This is a genomic window from Citrobacter sp. TBCS-14 (genome assembly GCF_005280805.1).
Taxonomy (GTDB): Bacteria; Pseudomonadota; Gammaproteobacteria; order Enterobacterales; family Enterobacteriaceae; genus Citrobacter; species Citrobacter gillenii.
The window spans coordinates 1-249 of sequence record NZ_SZWM01001308.1; the positions used below are offsets into that span (position 1 = coordinate 1).

At 55.8% G+C, this 249-nt stretch carries 1 pseudogene; it reads right to left on the reverse strand.

Going from position 1 to position 249, the window contains the following annotated elements:
• A pseudogene (locus FDX22_RS27510) lies at positions 1–249 on the reverse strand (LysR family transcriptional regulator); the annotation flags it as partial.

Here is a 249-nt window from a genome sequence, read left to right on the forward strand (position 1 = left end):
CCGGGATAACGCTGGCGAAACAGGCTGATGGGACCTGCCATCAACATACCGACCATTGGCGGGATACCAAGGCGCAATAGCCCTTTGTTCAGATGGTTAATGTCGCTAAGTTCGGCTTCAAGCTGGCGAAACTCAGCGAGGATCGCCAGGCCGCGTTCGAAAACGACCTGCCCGGTGTCGGTTAACAACAACCGCCGCCCGTCGCGGATGAGCAACGTGCAATTAAGCTCGTCTTCAAGGTTCTTCAAC